Genomic DNA, 15,028 nt, shown 5'->3' on the forward strand with positions numbered 1-15,028 from the left:
TGATCGGAAGGACGAGGAGAATGACCGTGGCTTCATCGAAGACCGATGCCCGTACGAAGCCGAGGCGCTCGAAGCGCCGTGATCGTCTCGTCGCGATCGGGATCCTCGTGCTGGTGGTCCTGGTGCCGGTGCTCGTGATCTTCGTCGGTCCGATCACCCTGAAGGCGTACGACGCCTCCCACCGCACCGAGGTGACCTGCGAGGTGCGCTCTGCCCACACCGGCGTGGGGTCTTCGCGCTCGGTCAAGGGTGTCGGTTCGTCCAGCAACCAGGTCGTGATCGAGACGTCGGACTGCGGGACGTTGACGCTGCGCTGGGGTGTGACGGCGGACAACAAGGAATCCATCGCTGATGGCTTCGCGGCCGGGACGACGTGGAAGTTCGAGGTCGGGGCAGGCTCGTACCAGCTGCATCCCTTCCTGAACACCATTCGGCAGGCAGTGTTCGTGAAGGAGTTCCGACGCGCCTGAGGTCGAGTTGAAGGCGTGGGGTCCTCGAGCAACCAGGTCGTGATCGAGACGTCCGATTGTGAGACGTTGACGCTGCGCTGGGGTGTGACTGCCGGCAACAAACACTCCATCGCTGATGGCTTTGCGCCCGGGACGACATGGAAGCTCGAGGTCGGGGCGGGCTCCGACCAGCTGCATCCGCTCCTGAACGACATCCGTCAGGCAGTGTTCTTCACGGAGCGACGACGAGCGTGAAACCCATCTGTTTCTACGCCCACGTGTCCGTCGAGGAGTTACCGGGACCGGCGGCAGACAACCGTTCGGACGCAGCTCATGACGGTCCAGGTACAGGAGGTGCTCGATGAAGTCGACAACTGATCGAGGTACGGCTCAGCAACCGATCGCCCTGGTGGTCTCCGTCGCAGGGGTGATCATGGGAGTCGTCTTCCCCGTCGTCTTTGTCGGAGACCGAGTTGCGGGGGTTCTGCCCATCGCTCTCATCGGCACCGCTGGTGGGCTGTTGATCATCGGCGGAGTCTTCTGTCTCTGCCCGGCGAGCGTCGGGTCGCCGGTGCTGGTGATACTGATGCTCGCCGTGATCTTCACCAGTCGTCAGATCGGTGGGACATGGCTGATCCTCATCCCGAGTTTCATCGCGAGCGCCTTCGGAAGCGCGGTTCTCGGCGGTCACTTGCGTTTCCTCCGCTTGCGAGCTGCGCGAGATCGGCGATCATGATGCCTGGCGTGAAGCGCAAGATGTCGAAGTCCACGGCATGGGTGTTGTTCGTGCTGTGGGCCTTCGTAATCGTCTTCGTGAGTTCGTTCTTCCTCGCCGGGCCCACGGTGCTCCGGTCCTACGACGACGCACACCGCCTGCAGTTGGTATGCGTGGTCTCTTCCGCGAAAGCGAGCACCGGATCTTCGCGCTCGGCGAAGGGCGTCGGCGCATCGACACCGCAGGTCGTCATCGAGTCACGCGAGTGTGGCAAGTTCGTCCTGCGTGAGGGAGTCACGAAGGACAACAGCCGTGACGTCGCATCGAGCTTCAAGAGCGGAACCAGGTACGACCTCGAGGTCGGCGACGGATCCTTGACGCTGCGGAGTCTGCTGCGAGTGTTCGGCGCATCTCCGGAACTGCTCGGGTACCGACCCGCATGATCTGTCGAAGGTCATCATGGAAGGTGCGGCATGGCTGAGCGCGTCGTGAGTACCGCAGCCGGATCTGACGCGGAGCCCGAACGACGACGAGGCGGAGTCCTCGTCGTCGTGATCCTGGTCGCGATGGCTCTGATCACGGTGCTGGTCCTCGGCGGGTCGTACGCGTTGCATGCCTACGACCGGTCCCACGTGATCTCCGTCACGTGCACCGTCACAGCCGCCGAGGGAGACGTCGGATCGAGCTCGTCTGGCAAGGGGATCGGATCGTCGTTCGAGCAGGTCGAGATCTCGACGAGGGAGTGCGGACCGCTCGTGCTCCGGCGAGGGGTCACGGCTGAGAACAAGGAAGCGATCGCTGCTCGGATCGAAGGAGGAGGCCGGATCCGCTTCGAGATCGGCGCAGCTTCGTTCCGTTTCCGCGAAGTCCTCGTCAGCGTGCGTGAGCGAGTGGTCGTCTTCGGGTTCCGCGAGCAACCCTGATCCAGGGTGCCTCCCATCCGGGACGCGTCGGCAACGGCGAGGGACCGCGGAGCGTGGTCGTCACCCGACGTGGCCCGAACGGGGGAGGCCCGAGCCTGTGGAGAACGGAACCCGGGAGGTGCGCTGCCCGGCTAAGATCAACACGCTTGTCGGTTCTTGAGGGGGACGGTCGTCAATGTCGTTGCGCATGCTGCATCCAGGGGTACGAACGAGGAACGGCCGCGCGCTCGCCGTTGTCGCGGTGGCGGGTGCTGCTGCACTGGTGCTGTCAGGGTGCACCTCGTCGGACCAGACGGTCGAGAAGCCGTCGCGCGTGCTGCAGACGGTCGACACGAAGCTGGCGGCGGACGGGTCGATCACCGCGATCTCCGACACTGCCATCTCGGTCGGCAAGGACGGATCATCGTCGTCGGTCACCGAGCACGACACCGCGAAGGCCGCCACCGACCTGCCGCTCCGCGTGACGACCCAGTACACGACCGCCAAGAAGAGCGGTACCGACCTCGCGGACCTGGCGGGCTACTCCGGACGGGTCGAGATCGACCTGACCGTCGAGAACCTGACCGTGCGGTCCCGCAACCTCACGTACGACGTGGCGGGCGCCTCCCGGACGACCCCGGCCCTCGTCGGCGCTCCCTTCAGCATCGCGGCGTCGACCGTCCTGCCCGGCACGAAGCCGAGCAAGATCGTCACCGACACGTCCGACGACGCCACCGCGACGGACGGTGTCGTGAGCGCCAACGGCGACGGCGACGCGGTCGTGCAGTGGGGACGACTGCTCGCTCCGCCGACGTCGGGAGCCAGCACGACCCTGCACCTCGTCGCGAACGTCGACGACTTCGCAGCACCGTCGTTCGACATGGCCGCGCAGCCGGGCATCTCGACGGACCTCTCCTCGACCGGCGTGGTGAACGCGGCCTTCGGGTCCGACACCGACTCCGAGCTGGCACTGCAGCGGCGGACGATCGACCTCATCTCCCAGGTCAACGAGGTCCTGGCGCGCGCCGGCAGCACGATCACCGAGGTCCGATCGAATCTCGAGACGACCTCCGCGACCCTCGGTGTCCGGACGGCCGAGCGGCTCAAGGAGAGCAGCTCGTCGCTGGCCAGCACGATGAAGTCACTGTCGGGGCAGCTCGGCTCGCTCAAGGGCGACCTCGGGTCGACGGTGAGCGGCACCCAGTCGACGGTCCTGCAGCAGCTGCAGGAGACCACCGGCAGCCTGGACGCGCTCCTCGGTGACACCTCTGCGACCGCGCCGACCCCCGCGATCGACGGCAACGGCTGTGCGGCGGAACCGCGGCAGGCGACCGGTGGCGCCAGCGTCTACGGCAACCTGCTGCGCGTGTCCGCTCAGCTCGCCGGGTACGCGGATGCGAGCGAGGCCTGCAAGCAGCAGGTCAGCGCGCAGCTGGCATCGTCGGTCGGGCCGCAGAAGCCGGACGCGACGAACTGTGCGGTGCCGGCGAACAAGTCGTCGCTGACGTGTGCGCTCTTCGCGTCCTCGACGACGATCACGCAGGCGCTCACCGAACTCGTCTCCACGGGTGACTCCCTGGCCGAGAGCCTCCGCCCGCAACTCGCAGACGACGCGATCGCCAGCTACGGGAAGCTCGACGGGCAGCTGGCGGGGATCGACCAGATCCTCGCAGAGCTCTCGCAGAACTCGGGTGAAGGGGCCGACGGCACCCGGACCGCGCTGCAGACCCTCCAGGACCGGATCGCGGCGGCACGGAGTGGCGTCCAGCCGATCACCGATCGCCTCCGAGCGGTCCACAGTCAGGCCGACGGTGCTCGTGACGTCATCGGTGGTGTCGGTGACTCAGGGCTCTCTCGTTCGATGCAGGCGCAGAACGCCGCACTCGCGCAGCGGATCTGTCAGATGATCGCTCCCTCCGAGTCCGACGACGGCGGCGTCCTGCCGACGTTGCCGACGCTCCCGGGCCTGACGGAGCAGCAGGCGGACGAACTCCGCTCGTACCTGACCACGACGCCGTGCGTCGACGAAGGCGACGGACGAAAGCTCACGCCACCGGCGCTCTACGGCCAGACGATGGAGCAGCGACTCGCCGACCAGACGACCCGCTGGGACAACGTGCTCCTCCTGACCGACGTCGACGACCAGACGACGCCGATCGGCCGCGCCGTGAACTCCCTCAACGAGACCCTCAAGCAGGTCGACGACGCCCGCGTCGCGGTCCAGAACAGTGTCGACTCCGGACAGGGGACCGTCACCGGAGCCCTGCAGCGCCTCAAGGACGCGTCTGCAGCGGCCAACACCGCGGGCGACGACATCAAGCTCAAGCTGGACAACCTGAAGGCCGACCAGGACGCGCTCGCACAGAAGGTCAAGGACGCCTTCGCTGACGCAGACGCCGAGACCTCGAAGAAGATCGACGCCCTCATCGACCAGCAGGTCCGCGACGTCTCAGCGCAGGCCACCACGAGCAACGCTGCCGTCATCAAGGCGTTCGACCAGTCCGTCGCCGGCCTCCGCTCCACCTCGAAGGACGTGACGGCGGGCGCGAAGGGCACGATCGACGGCCAGAAGGGCAAGCTCGAGCGCGAGAACGCCGCCCTGGCGAGTGCGGTCGACGCCCAGACGAAGCAGAGCCTCGCGCAGATCGACGCGAGCACCACGGCATCGACGCGCGACGTCGAGGGTGCGAGCACGCTGCTCACCGGCGACCTCAACCGCGTGATGCTCGACCTCGGCGACCGCAAGGTCAACGGGTCCGGCATCCTCGGTGCGATGGCGACCAGCGCGGCGAAGTCCGACTCCGCCGACTACCAGCTGGCCCTCGCCTCGCAGAACGCCGCCGGGTACGCCAACGTCCGTGCCGAGGACGTGGCAGGCATCCTGCTGCAGCAGGAGCAGTTCCGCGCCTCGCTCGACGCGGCGACCGCCCTGCCCGCGTTCCGGATGGACGTGCCGAAGGGCGCGACCTCCACCACGCTGTACGCCTTCAGCATCGGAGCCGCACGATGACGCACCAGGCCGCCGAGGACACGCAGGACGCCCGCGGCCCGCGGCAGCCCCTCGTCATCGTGGCCCTGGCGGTGCTCGTCATCGCCGTTGTCCTGGCCGTCGTGGTCTTCGTGATCGACCGGAACACCCCGGCGGCCGAAGCCGTGCCGGCGACGATCCCGGTGCCGATCCGGGTCGCACACGTTCCCGACGGCACGAAGATCGGCGTCGTCGTGACGCTCGGCGACGGCGAGGGGTCCGAGTGGGACGAAGCCGCGCAGGGCGCCCTGGTGGCGGCGAAGCGCCTGACCCTCGGTGGGACCGACGTCGAACTCGTCACCCGCAACGACGGTGGCAGTGCGAGCGGGGCGAAGCGTGCCGTCCAGCAGCTCGTCGACAGCGGCGTGGCCGGCATCGTCGTCGCCTCCTCAGGAGCGCACGTCTCGGGCGCACTCGACGCGGCCTCCGATGCCGGCGTCCCCGTGGTGCTCCCCTACGCGGAGGGCGGTGACGGGTCCTGGTCGACCGCACCGTCCCGGAGTTCGGTGAGCGCAGCGACGCAGCGCGCGATCCGCGGCGCAGACTCGCCGCTGCTCGTGGACCTGGGTGGCGGCGCACCGTCCGGCATCCGGTTCGCCCACGTGATGGACGCCGCCGACTCGGCCGACGACGCCGCGCTCGCGACGACCGTGGCCGAGCGGACCGGTGCCACCCCGACGACTGCGACGTCGAACGCCACCGCCGCACCGACGGACACCGACACCACGAAGCCCGACTCCGACGCGGTCGTGGTGAGCGGTCCCGCCGCCCGCCAGGGGGCGTTCGTTGCTGCCCTCCAGTCCGCCGACGTCACCGTCCCGGTCGTGCTCACCCCGGACGCGACGAGCCCGGCGTTCGGCACCGCCCTGGCCGAGGCGAACGGCAGCCTGTCGGGCACCTTCGTCTCGACCGGGGTCGCGACGGACGACGCGCGCGCCCTGACCTCGGATGCGCAGGGCCGCTCGATGTCCGCGTTCCTCGGCGGGGTCCGGGTCCTGGCCGACGACGCGGACGCGCAGAACCTCACCGCCGACCAGCCGTTCAGCGCGGTCGCGTGGGCCGCTGACTCGCGCAGTCACGATGCGGTCGTCGCGCTCGTCCGCGCCGTCGGTGCTGCCCGCAGCGTCGAGCCGTCGAAGGTGGCGGACTCGCTGTCGACGTTGCGTCTCGACTCGTCCGACGGCATCGCCGGTCCGGCGCTGGACTTCCGGCAGCAGCAGGCCCTCCGCACCGATGCGACCGTGCTCGCGGCCTCCTCGCAGACGCTCGGGCTGCGCCCGGCGACGACCGAGCAGACCGCGTCGCTCGTCTGGTTCCAGGACTCGACGGCTCGCTGACCTCCGGCAGAGCAGTACCCACCACCCCACGGACGAGGAGGACCGCGCATGCGTCTGCTGATCGAGCTCGACGACCGACGTGAAGCGGTGGAGGTCGACGGCTGGGCGAACGCCAGCTGCCTCGGCGAACTGATCGCGTCGGCGATCGGCCTCGCGCTGGAGCCCGGCACGACCCTCGCGGTCGACGGGCACCGGACGAGCGTCGACACGCCCCTCCGTGACCTGGTCCTGCTCGAGGGCTCACGCATCGCCCGCACGCCCGAGGAACGCCCGCAGCTCGTGGACGGCTGGACGGTCACCCTGGCGGGTGGGCTCGTCACCGGTGCGGTGGTGTCCGTGCCACGGTCCCGGAGGCTCGTGGTCGGCCGCGCCCCGCAGGCGGACCTGGTCCTGCCCACCGAGAGCGCCTCGTGGGAGCACTGCACGATCGAGCGGGAGGACGACGGCGTCCGGATCCGCGACGCCGGTTCCACGAACGGCACCGTGGTGGCGGGGGAGCGGCTCGACGAGGACGGCGTGCTCGTCACCGTCGGCACGAGCGTCATCGTGGGCGGGGCGGTCCTGCTCGTCCGCCCGGACCTGCACGAGACACCGGTGCCCGCGCCGGGCTCCCTGCCGAACCTGACCCCGGCGGCGACGGCTCCCTTCAACCGCCCGCCCCGTCCCGGCCGCAACACGGCGGTCGAGCCGGTGTCCCCGCCGACGAAGCGCGACGTGCCGCCCGCGTCGAAGTTCAGCTGGATCACCGTCGCGGCTCCGCTGGTCCTCGCCGGCGCGATGGTGCTCCTGCTCGGCGACGCCCGGTTCGCGCTCTTCGCCCTCCTCAGCCCGGTCACGGCGATCGGCATGTGGTTCGAGCAGAAGCACCGCCGGGCCAAGAACCTCAAGGAAGAGGACGAGCGCTTCGCCGAGGCGGTCCGTGGCTTCAGCGGTGAGATCACCGCGGCCGCCGCCATCGAGGCCGCTCGACGGCAGGAACTCGTGCCCGATCCGGCGAGTGTCGTCCGTCGCGCGCTCCTGCCCTCCACGACGCTGTGGCAGCGTCGCGCCGATGACGTCGACTTCCTCAGCCTGCACGCCGGCACCGGGGACGCACCCTGGCGGCCGGAACTGGACTCGCGAGCGACGCAGACGAAGCTCGAGGACGACGCGAAGGCCGCGATCGAGTCGAGCAAGCTCACCGCCGCGCCGGTCGTCGCCGACCTCAGCGACGCCGGTGTGGTCGGGATCGTCGGTGACCGCGAGGGCGCCCTCGCACTGGCCCGCAGCCTCCTGGTCCAGGCGACCGTGCACTGCGGACCGGCCGACCTGACCGTCGGCGTGTTCTGTGACCGGGGCCGCGAGGACGACTGGTCCTGGGCCTCCTGGCTGCCGCACGCCCGCGTAGCCGGCAGCAGCACCGGCCAGCGCTGGATGTCGGCGCAGCGCGACCAGGGTGCGGCGGTCCTCCGGGGTCTCCGCGAGTCGATCGACGAACTGCCGACGCCGGAGCTGCTCGTCCTCATCGACTCCGAGGTCCTCACCGAGGGCCGCGACGCCCCGGCCCGCAGCTTGCTGGGCCACGGTCGGAGCGCGCTCGGCCAGGTGCGCCGTCCGGGCGAACGTCCGCGCCGGGTGAGCGGCATCGTCATCGCGACGAACGAGCAGCAGCTCCCCGCTGCCTGCACCACGATCATCACGGTCGGCGCGGACGCCGCGGCCACCGTCTACCGACCGGAGGACCGGACCCGCGTCGAGGACGTCGTGCTCGCCGGACTGTCGCCCGAGGCCGCCGAGCTCTGCGCCCGCCACGTCGCCCACTTCGACGACCCGGAACTCCTGGTGCCCGGGGCGTCGCTGCCGGCCCTCGTCCGCCTGCCCGACCTGCTGACCGACGCGGCCAGCGCGAGCGAGCCGTCCGGTGCCGCCGCCATCCGAGCCGCCTGGGAGGCCCGCACCGGCTTCTCGACGCCGATCGGCTCGTCGGAGAGCGGCGTCCTCGAGATCGACTTGGTCCGCGACGGCCCGCACGGCCTGGTCGGTGGCACGACGGGCTCCGGCAAGAGCGAGTTCCTGCGGTCCTTCGTCGCCGGGCTCGCCGCCCGCAACGACCCGACGCGCCTCAACTTCCTGCTCGTGGACTTCAAGGGCGGCGCCGCGTTCGCCGCCTGTGAGCGGCTGCCGCACACGATCGGCACGATCAGCAACCTCGACGAGCAGCTCGCCGACCGGGCGATCCGTGCCCTCGAGGCCGAGCTCGGCCGTCGGCAGCGGGTGTTCGCCGCCGCCGGTGCGGACATCGACAACCTCGACGCGTACCTGGCGACGAAGCCAGCGGAGCCGATGCCGCGCCTGCTGTTCGTGGTGGACGAGTTCGCGATGCTGGCGAAGGACTTCCCGGACGTCCTCACCTCGCTCGTGGCGATCGCTGCCGTCGGTCGTACCCTCGGCGTCCACATGATCCTCGCGACCCAGCGGCCGGCCGGTGTCGTGAGCGAGGACATCCTCGCGAACACGAACATGCGCGTCGCCCTGCGGGTGCAGAGCCGCGAGGACTCCACGAACGTCATCGGCGTCCCCTCCGCGGCGGGAATCGGTCGCCAGCAGACCGGTCGCGCCTACGTGAAGCTCGGGCAGGACGACATCACGCCGGTCCAGACCGCGCTGGTCACCGGCCGTGCCCGCGACCTCCGCGCCGAGCAGCCGGTCACCGTCCGCCCGACCGACGTCTTCGGTGTGCCGGCCCCGATCGCCTTCAGCGCTCCGGCGGCCTCGGACCTCACCGACCTCGACGTGCTCATCGACGCCATCTCGGCCGCCAACGACGAGGCCGGGTACGCCCCGCCCCGCCCGATCTGGCCGGAGGCCCTGGGCACCTCCGTCCCGCTCGACACCCTGGTCCCCGCCCACGGCCAGGCCGGCGGACCGAGCACGGTCCCGGTCGCCCTCGCCGACGACCCGGACAACCAGCGCCAGGTCACGACCGGCTGGGACCGCAACGAGGGCAACCTCATGCTCATGGGCATCCCCGGCAGCGGCACGAGCACCGCGCTGGCGTCGATCGCCCTGCAGCTCGCGCGGACCACGAGCCCCGAGGACCTCGACCTCCTGGTGCTCGACATGGGTGCCGGCGACCTGGCCCCGCTCGCCGACCTGCCGCACACCAGCGCCTACGTCGGGTCCGGAGCCGGTGCCGGTGAACTGCAGGCCCGCATGCTCCGCTACCTCCGGACCGAGCTCGACCGTCGCCGTTCCGCACCGGGTGGTCGCCGCGCGGTCGTCCTGCTCGACGGTCTCGCCGCGCTCCGTGACGAGTACCAGGACTTCGAGGGCCAGCAGCTCCTCGACGCCCTGTACCGCGTCTACGCCGAGGGCCCGGCGCTGGGCATCTCCTTCGCGGTGACGACGACCCGCGCGAAGGCGGTCCCCTCGGCCATGGACGAGGTCACCACCCAGAAGTGGCTCTTCCGCCTCGCCGACCCGTACGACTACGCGACGATCGGTGTCCGCCCGAAGGACGTCCCGCCGCCGGTCCCGGGCCGCTTCATCGACTCGATCAGCAAGCTGCAGTCCCACGTCGGCACGCCGAGCGGCAGCCTGACCGAGGCCGTCCGTGCCGTCGCCGGGCAGTGGCCCGGCACCACGCCGAAGGCCAGCGCGGTCGGCCGGCTCCCCGGAGCCGTCTCCGTCGCCGACCTCGGCGTACCGGCCCGCTTCGACACCGAACCGTGGCACATGCCGGTCGGCATCGCCGAGGACGACCTCGGTACCGCCGTCCTCGAGGTCTACGACGGCGAACACGTCCTGGTGGCCGGTCCGGCGCGCTCCGGCAAGTCGTCCGTGCTCCTCGCCCTGGCCGAGTCGGCGCGGAACGCCGACGGCGTCCGACCGGCCGTCTGGGCCATCTGCGACCGACGCTCCCCGCTGGCCTCCGGCTCGTTCGACCGCGTCGCCGTCGGCGCGGACGAGGTCCCGGCGCTCCTGGCAGGCCTCCGCCTCGAGCGGGGTCCGGTGCTGTTGCTCATCGACGACGCCGAACGGTTCGACGACGCCGACCAGAGCATCGCGTCGGTGCTGTCGACCGAACGCCCCGGCCTCTGCGTCGTCGCGTCCGGCCGGTCCGCCGACCTCCGCTCGATGTACAGCCACTGGACGCGCGCGGTCCGGAAGTCCCGGTGCGGCGTGCTCCTGCAGCCGGACGTCGACTACGACGGCGAGCTCCTCGGCGTGACCCTGCCTCGCCGCTCCCCGGTGGCGCTGACCGTCGGTCGTGGCTACGCCGCCTCGGGAGGCGCGGTCCGCCTCGTGCAGACCGCCTCCGCCGCCAGCTGACCTGCTGGCGCGCCGTCCGCCGTCGACGCGGCTTCGTCCGGTCCTCGGAATCGACGGACCTGCGCCGACGGCCTGCGCGCCGATCAGCCGCTTCCGCGTTGCACACGGGCGGACGGGCGGGCCGCCGGACGGGAGGCGCGTGGCGGCCCCGCCACGCGCCTCCCGTCCGGCGACCAGCCGGCCCCGACAGCCCAGCCGGACCGCACCCGGCACCGACCTCAGTCGCGCGTGGTGATCCCGAACGGGTCGCTCTCGAGGTTCGTGAAGTTGCCCACCGTGGCCCGCACCGTGCAGGTCGGCGCCACCGACAGAGCGGTCACGACCAGCCCGTCGGACGACACCGCCAGCGCGCCGGAGCAGCCGTCGGCGAACCGGACGCCGGACTCGCCGCCGGCGACGTCGACGAGCATCTCGGACGGCCGCCCGGTGCTCGGACTGCGGTACAGCGGGTTCAGCTCGTCCGCACCGCTCGGCCACACCGGCACCAGGGTGACGGGCAGCGTGGTCTGGCTGACGCTGCGGTCCGGGGTGCGGACGTCGATGCCCTGCAGTCGCTGCACCGGGTACGCGGTCCCGCTGACGGACTGGTCGGTCACGGCGGCGGTGGTGGCGGTGCCGACCGCGTCGAGCCACTCCTGCAGCGGAGAACCACCCGCACCGGAGCCCGACCCAGCAGAGGATCCGGACCCCGACCCGGACTCGATCGCGTCCGCCGGCACCGTGGCCTGCACCGTGACGGAGCCGCCGGCCTCGATGTCGACCCCCGACACGCTCCACGCGCAGGCGGTGTCGACGCCGGTCAGCGACGGCTGGTTCCGCTTCGCGCTGATGCCCTCGCCGCTCCAGGTGACGGCGGGGCAGTCGGCGCCCTTCGCCGCGGCGGGCAGGACCTCGAGCAGGGGCCCGGTCAGCGGCGCTGTCTGCGCGGCGTAGGTGATCGAGAGCTCGACGGTGCCGGCGGAGGCGTTGACCACGGCCTTGCGCGTGGTGGTCAACCCGGTCGGGAGCGGTCGGTCCTGCTGGTAGGCACTGGCACTCTGCGCGCCGGTCGCGCTGCCCCCGGGGCGTTTCTTCCCGGCGCCGGGCAGCCAGACGACGGCCGCGATGACGAGCACGACGACCAGGACGAGCCCGACGACGCCGAGCAGCAGCATCCGGTTCGTCAACCAGTCGGGTCGGGTGAAGCGGCGGCGGGTGGTCTCGACCTCGGCCGGTGCTGCCGGCAGGACGGGGCGTGCCAGCGGTCGGATGACGGTCTGCGAGCCGGCGGTGCCGAGCTCGGGACCGGGTTCGACGGGTCCGTCCTCGGCCGCCACCACGGCGGACGAGTCAGCGTCACCCGAGTCGGTCGCGGCGAGGGCGCTCCCGACACCGACTCCGCCGCGCACGACCGTCGCGGGCCGCTCGACCTCGTCGAATGCGTCCGGGTCGTCGACGCGCTCGAGGGCCGGGGTGTCCCGGAGCGACCGGGCCAGACGACGGAGGGTCGCGGCGGCGTCGACCGCGGACGGCCGGGCAGCGGGGTCCTTCGCCAGCAGCGACGACAGTGCGGCCCAGAGGGCGTCGGGGACGTCGATCCGCGGCGGGGTGGAGGTCACGTGTCGGTAGGCGACGGCGAAGTCGGTGCCCGGCCCGGCGAACGGCGTCCGCCCGGACAGCAGCTCGTAGAGCATCACCCCGGCGCCGTACACGTCGGCGGCCGGACCGGAGCGCCCCTGGCTGATCGACTCCGGCGCCATGTACTGCGGGGTGCCGAGCAGGCCGGTGGTCTTGCGGTCCCGTTCGGCCACGACCGAGGCGATCCCGAAGTCCGACACCCGGACATCGCCCGTGCTGCCGGTGGTCCACTCGTGGTCGAGCAGGACGTTGTCGGGCTTGACGTCCCGGTGGCTGACGTCGCGTTCGTGCGCGACGGCGAGGGCGTCGAGGGTCTCGGCGGTGATGGTCAGGGCGTCGCTCGGCGGCAGGGTGCCGACGGCGAGCAGCAGGTCGCGGGCGGACCCGCCGCCGACCAGGTCCATGACGATGGCGAGCCGGTCGCCCTCGACGACGAGGTCCCGGACGCGGACGATCGAGGGGTGGTCGAGCGCCAGGAGCACCGAACGCTCGCGGACGAACCGTTCGACGACGTCGGGTTCCGCGGCGAGTTCGGCTCGCAGCAGTTTGGCCGCGAACTGCTCACCGGTCGCGGTGTGCTCGGTCCGCCAGACCTCGCCGGACGCTCCGGTCCCCAGGAGCTGCACCAGCCGGTAGGACGCGCCGAGCGGCTCCCCCTCGCCGTACTGGGAGCGCTGCGCGTGCTGCCCGTACTCCGCCACAGATCCCCCGAACCCACGAACGCCGGTGCGTCACCGACGCTCCATGTTACCGGCCGGTCGTCCGCGCCGCGTACTGGACGTCGACCGTGTGGTCGGCGAACCCCTGCCGGCGGTAGAGCGCCAGTGCGGGCGCGTTGTCGCCCTCGACGTAGAGCGACACAGCGTGCAGGCCGCGGTCGACCAGCCGGGCCGCTCCGGCGCGCATCAGGACCCCGCCGAGGCCCCGGCCCTGCAGGTCCGGTCGGACGGCCACCGCGTAGTACTCGCCGACGCCGTCCTCGACCTTGAGCCAGCACGAGCCGGCCAGTGCGCCGTCGGCGTCGCGCAGCAGGACCAGGTCGTCGCCGGAGAACCAGGCGTCGGACTCGCGGGCGCGCAGGTCGTCGAGCGTCATCCGCCCCTGCTCGGGGTGCGACGCGAAGGCCGCGGCGTTCAGGGCGAGCCAGTCGGTCTCGTCCTCGGTCGAGCCGGCCCGGAACGCGTCGAGTCGGTACCCGTCCGGGAGGCCCGGATCACCTGCCGACGTCGGCACCGGTGCGCGCAACTGCAGCAGCGTCCGCTCCGCGGACCAGCCCACGCGGGCTGCGAGGGCGCGGGCGGCGGGGTGGTCGCCGTGCGCCCAGGCCCGCGACGGCGGGTCCGCGAGGGCGAGCACCTGCTCGACGAGACGGGTCCCGATGCCCCGGCCACGGGCCTCCCGGCGGACGAACACCTCGACCTCGCCGTCGCGGACGACCGCGACGCCGGTGTCGTCACCGAGGACGTCGGCGCGGCCGGCGCGCAGGTCGACGAGGGTCTGGTCGGAGAACGGGGGAGCCTCGCCGTCGGCGACCGCCGCGTCGGCGAGCTGTTCGACGATCGCGAGCACTACTGGCCCTGCCCGCGGTCGTCGTCGTCGTGCACGTTGAAGCGGTAGCCGACGTTGCGGACGGTGCCGATGAGGGACTCGAGGTCGCCGAGCTTCGCGCGCAGTCGTCGGACGTGGACGTCGACCGTGCGGGTGCCGCCGAAGTAGTCGTAGCCCCAGACCTCGCTGAGCAGCTGCTCGCGCGTGAAGACCCGGGCCGGGTGGGTGGCGAAGAAGCGGAGGAGTTCGAACTCCTTGAAGGTGAGGTCGAGCGGCCGGCCGCGGACCTTCGCGGAGTAGCTCGCCTCGTCGATGACGACACCGGAGGCCTGGATCTTCGAGCCGGTCTGGTTCTTCGAGGCGCGGCCGGCGTTCAGGCGGATGCGGGTGTCGACCTCGGCGGGGCCCGCGGACTCGAGCACGACGTCGTCGATGTTCCACTCGGTCGTCACCGCGGTGAGGCCGCCCTCGGTGACGACGAGCACGACGGGGGTCGTCGAACCGCTCGTGGCGAGGATCTTGCAGAGGGCCTTCGCACTGACCAGGTCGGTGCGGGCGTCCACGAACATCAGGTCGCTCTGCGGTGCGTTGACCAGCTGGGCGGCCTCGGCGGGCACGTGCCGGATCCGGTGGCTCAGCAGGCCGAGGCTCGGCAGGACGTCGCCGGGCGCGGCCGAGGTGAGTACCAGGAGCTGTGCCACAGGACCTCCAGAGGGAGAAGACGTCGTTGCGCCATCCTAGTGAGCCCGGGGCGCTCACCCCGACGGACGGTGCAGCACGTGGCTGTCATGATGGGGACGTGAGCGAGACGACGCCCCCCGTGGGCCCCGACCCGGAAGTCGTGCCGAGCCAGCGGCGGCTGCGGCTGACGTCGGTCGTGCCGGTGTGGTTGCTCGCGGTCGTCGGGTCGGTGCTCGTGCTCACCCTGACGCAGAAGGACTCGTTCGCCTGGCTGCTGCTCGTCTTCGTCGCGGCGGTGTTCGTCAGCTTCGTGCTGCAGCTCGCCACGCAGACGAAGGACGGCCTGGTGGAGCGGATCAGCATCGCGTCGTCGGGGTCGTTCGTGGTCGTCCTCGTGACGGCGCTGATCCTGCTGGCGCGCTGAGCCTGCTGGCTTCTCG

The 15,028-nt window shown here is 71.4% G+C and carries 12 protein-coding genes; 9 read left to right on the forward strand and 3 right to left on the reverse strand.

Going from position 1 to position 15,028, the window contains the following annotated elements; all coding sequences use genetic code 11:
- Positions 1-26: 26 nt before the first annotated feature.
- From QL987_RS02900 to QL987_RS02935, 8 genes are all read left to right on the forward strand, one after another.
- The gene (locus QL987_RS02900) at positions 27-470 is read left to right on the forward strand and encodes a hypothetical protein (RefSeq protein WP_290156184.1); all 444 of its coding nucleotides are present in this window, start codon (positions 27-29) and stop codon (positions 468-470) included.
- Between the two features lie 39 nt (positions 471-509).
- Positions 510-704, forward strand: a complete 195-nt coding sequence (locus tag QL987_RS02905) for a hypothetical protein (protein WP_253464950.1) — start codon at positions 510-512, stop codon at positions 702-704.
- A 106-nt stretch (positions 705-810) separates the two neighbouring features.
- A complete protein-coding gene (locus QL987_RS02910; RefSeq protein WP_290156187.1) occupies positions 811-1,185 on the forward strand; it encodes a hypothetical protein in 375 nt (124 codons plus the stop codon).
- 8 nt (positions 1,186-1,193) lie between these two features.
- The gene (locus tag QL987_RS02915) at positions 1,194-1,607 is read left to right on the forward strand and encodes a hypothetical protein (protein ID WP_290156189.1); all 414 of its coding nucleotides are present in this window, start codon (positions 1,194-1,196) and stop codon (positions 1,605-1,607) included.
- Positions 1,608-1,637: 30 nt separating this feature from the next.
- Positions 1,638-2,087: a hypothetical protein gene (locus tag QL987_RS02920; RefSeq protein WP_290156190.1), complete on the forward strand. Its 450-nt coding sequence runs from the start codon at positions 1,638-1,640 to the stop codon at positions 2,085-2,087.
- Between the two features lie 313 nt (positions 2,088-2,400).
- Positions 2,401-5,076, forward strand: a complete 2,676-nt coding sequence (locus QL987_RS02925) for a hypothetical protein (protein ID WP_290156192.1) — start codon at positions 2,401-2,403, stop codon at positions 5,074-5,076.
- Positions 5,073-6,431: a hypothetical protein gene (locus QL987_RS02930; protein ID WP_290156193.1), complete on the forward strand. Its 1,359-nt coding sequence runs from the start codon at positions 5,073-5,075 to the stop codon at positions 6,429-6,431. Before QL987_RS02925 ends, QL987_RS02930 begins: the two co-directional genes overlap by 4 nt.
- Before the next feature lie 48 nt (positions 6,432-6,479).
- Positions 6,480-10,742 carry an FtsK/SpoIIIE domain-containing protein gene (locus tag QL987_RS02935; RefSeq protein WP_290156194.1) on the forward strand — a complete coding sequence of 1,421 codons (4,263 nt, stop codon included), beginning with the start codon at positions 6,480-6,482 and terminating at the stop codon, positions 10,740-10,742.
- A gap of 218 nt (positions 10,743-10,960) precedes the next feature.
- On the opposite strand, the gene QL987_RS02940 is transcribed toward QL987_RS02935, so the two are convergent.
- The 3 genes from QL987_RS02940 to QL987_RS02950 are packed head-to-tail and all read right to left on the reverse strand — an operon-like array spanning position 10,961 to position 14,608.
- A complete protein-coding gene (locus QL987_RS02940) occupies positions 10,961-13,060 on the reverse strand; it encodes a serine/threonine-protein kinase (RefSeq protein WP_290156195.1) in 2,100 nt (699 codons plus the stop codon).
- Positions 13,061-13,106: 46 nt separating this feature from the next.
- On the reverse strand, positions 13,107-13,928 hold the full coding sequence (gene mshD, locus QL987_RS02945) for a mycothiol synthase (RefSeq protein WP_253464932.1): 822 nt from the start codon (positions 13,926-13,928) through the stop codon (positions 13,107-13,109).
- Positions 13,928-14,608, reverse strand: a complete 681-nt coding sequence (locus QL987_RS02950; protein WP_111073815.1) for a response regulator transcription factor — start codon at positions 14,606-14,608, stop codon at positions 13,928-13,930. The genes mshD and QL987_RS02950 overlap by 1 nt, the downstream gene beginning before the upstream one ends.
- Before the next feature lie 98 nt (positions 14,609-14,706).
- Between QL987_RS02950 and QL987_RS02955 the strand changes: the two genes are divergently transcribed.
- Positions 14,707-15,012, forward strand: a complete 306-nt coding sequence (locus QL987_RS02955; RefSeq protein WP_146248056.1) for a hypothetical protein — start codon at positions 14,707-14,709, stop codon at positions 15,010-15,012.
- Positions 15,013-15,028 lie beyond the last annotated feature (16 nt).

This window comes from Curtobacterium sp. APC 4022 (genome assembly GCF_030407555.1).
In the GTDB taxonomy this organism is placed as follows: domain Bacteria; phylum Actinomycetota; class Actinomycetes; order Actinomycetales; family Microbacteriaceae; genus Curtobacterium.